The following is a 1,907-nucleotide window of genomic DNA, read 5'->3' as shown; positions in this document are numbered from 1 at the left end:
CGCGCCGGGCGCGGCGGCGGGGGACGCTCAGACGAGGTCGAGCTTCAGCATCCGGATCGCGTTGCCGCGGGTGATCTTGTAGACGGTCTCGGCGTCGAGGCCCTGGAACATCTCCTCGGCCACCTTCCTGGTGTGCGGCCAGGTCGAGTCGGTGTGCGGATAGTCGGTCTCGAAGGTGACGCGGTCGACGCCGATCCTGTGCAGCGACTCCAGCCCGTGCACGTCGCGGAAGAAGCAGCCGTACACCTGGCGGTGGAAGTAGGTCGACGGCGGCTCGGGGATGGCGTCCCGCACGCCGCCCCAGGCCCGGTGCTCCTCCCACACGTCGTCGACCCGCTCCAGGACGTAGGGCAGCCAGCCGATCTGCCCCTCGGAGTAGGCGACCTCCAGCCGCGGGAAGCGGACCAGGACCCCCGAGAACAGGAAGTCGCACAGCGAGGCCATCGCGTTGTTGAACGACAGCGCGGCGGAGACCGCGGGCGGCGCGTCCGCCGAGGTCGCCGGCATCTTGGACGACGACCCGATGTGCATGCTCACGACCGTGCCGGTCTCCTGGCAGGCGGCGAAGAACGGGTCCCACGCGCCGGAGTGGACGCTCGGCAGCCCCAGGTGCGGCGGGATCTCGCTGAAGCAGACCGCCCGGACGCCCCGCGCGGCGTTGCGGCGCACCTCCTGGGCCGCCAGTTCGGCGTCCCAGAGCGGGATCAGGCAGAGCGGGATCAGCCGCCCGCCCGAGTCGCCGCACCACTCCTCGACCATCCAGTCGTTGTAGGCCCGCACGCAGGCCAGGCCGAGTTCGCGGTCCTTGGCCTCGGTGAAGGTCTGCCCGCAGAACCGGGGGAAGGTCGGGAAGCACAGGGACGCCTCGACATGGTTGAGCTCCATGTCGGCGACCCGGGCCTTCGGGTCCCAGCAGCCCGGCCGCATCTCGTCGTAGGTGATGGGGGACATCGTCATGTCGTCGCGGTCGAACCCGACGGCGGCGACATGGCGCTTGTGGATGTAGACGAGGTCCTCGTAGACCCAGCAGTCGGCCTGCGGGCCGTCGTCGTCGAAGGTCTGGCGGTAGGTGCCGCCGCCGATGTGCTCGACCGAGCCGATGCCGCGGCGCTCGATTCGCGGGCCGCGGTCGCGGAGCCGGGCGGGCAGCCAGGTCCGCCAGACGTGCGGCGGCTCCACGACGTGGTCGTCGACGCTGATGATCTTCGGTAGCTCGCCGAAGGACGGGCTCATGATGTGCACCCCCACTTATCTGATGGGTCGTCAGAAACAAGGTAGTGGCGGACCGCCGATTCCGGAAGGTCGCCCGGCGGCGGAACTGATGGGGCGTCAGCTAAGGGTGGACGACGGCCAGCGCGTCCAGCGCGACCGCACCGTCCGGCAGGACCGCGAGCGGGTTGATGTCCAGCTCGGCGAGCACGCCGTCCAGCTCCAGCCCCATCCGCTGCACCTTCATGATCACGTCGACCAGGGCGCCGACGTCGGCCCGCGGCCGGCCCCGGGCCCCGCCCAGCAGCGGGAACCCGCGCAGCCCGGCCAGCATCCGGTGCGCCTCGGCCTCGTCGAACGGCGGCACCCGGAACGCCACGTCCTGGAACACCTCGACGAAGACCCCGCCCAGCCCGGCCATCACCGTCGGGCCGAACAGCTCGTCGTGCGCCAGCCCGACGACCGTCTCGACGCCGCCCCGCACCTGCTCGCAGACCAGCGCCGCGTCGACCCCGGGATGCGCGGTGACCCGCCGGTACGCCTCGCGCACCTGCGCAGCCGAACGCAGGTCCAGATGCACCAGCCCGAGGTCGGACTTGTGCGCCACGTCCGGGCCGCACCCCTTCAGCACGACCGGGAACCCGATCGCCGCCGCGGCCCGCGCCGCCGCCGCGGCGCTGCCGGCGAGCTCCTCGCGG

2 protein-coding genes are annotated in these 1,907 nt (G+C 71.9%); both read right to left on the bottom strand.

Going from position 1 to position 1,907, the window contains the following annotated elements; translation table 11 throughout:
* Positions 1–27: 27 nt before the first annotated feature.
* Positions 28–1,233, bottom strand: coding sequence for an amidohydrolase family protein (locus ABZ914_RS50790; protein ID WP_500201742.1), 1,206 nt, complete (start codon positions 1,231–1,233; stop codon positions 28–30).
* Between the two features lie 100 nt (positions 1,234–1,333).
* The coding region (locus tag ABZ914_RS50785) for an acetate--CoA ligase family protein (protein ID WP_500201741.1) at positions 1,334–1,907 on the bottom strand (574 nt) is incomplete at its 5' end.

The sequence above is a fragment of the Spirillospora sp. NPDC046719 genome, assembly GCF_040645715.1.
Taxonomy (GTDB): domain Bacteria; phylum Actinomycetota; class Actinomycetes; order Streptosporangiales; family Streptosporangiaceae; genus Spirillospora.
Note: the sequence above shows the minus strand (reverse complement) of the source record. Positions and strands in the feature narration are given on the sequence as shown.

Bases quoted from the DNA above. Each gene is read 5' to 3' on its own strand.
- ABZ914_RS50790 (WP_500201742.1), bottom strand. From the start codon at position 1,233: ATGAGCCCGTCCTTCGGCGAGCTACCGAAGATCATCAGCGTCGACGAC.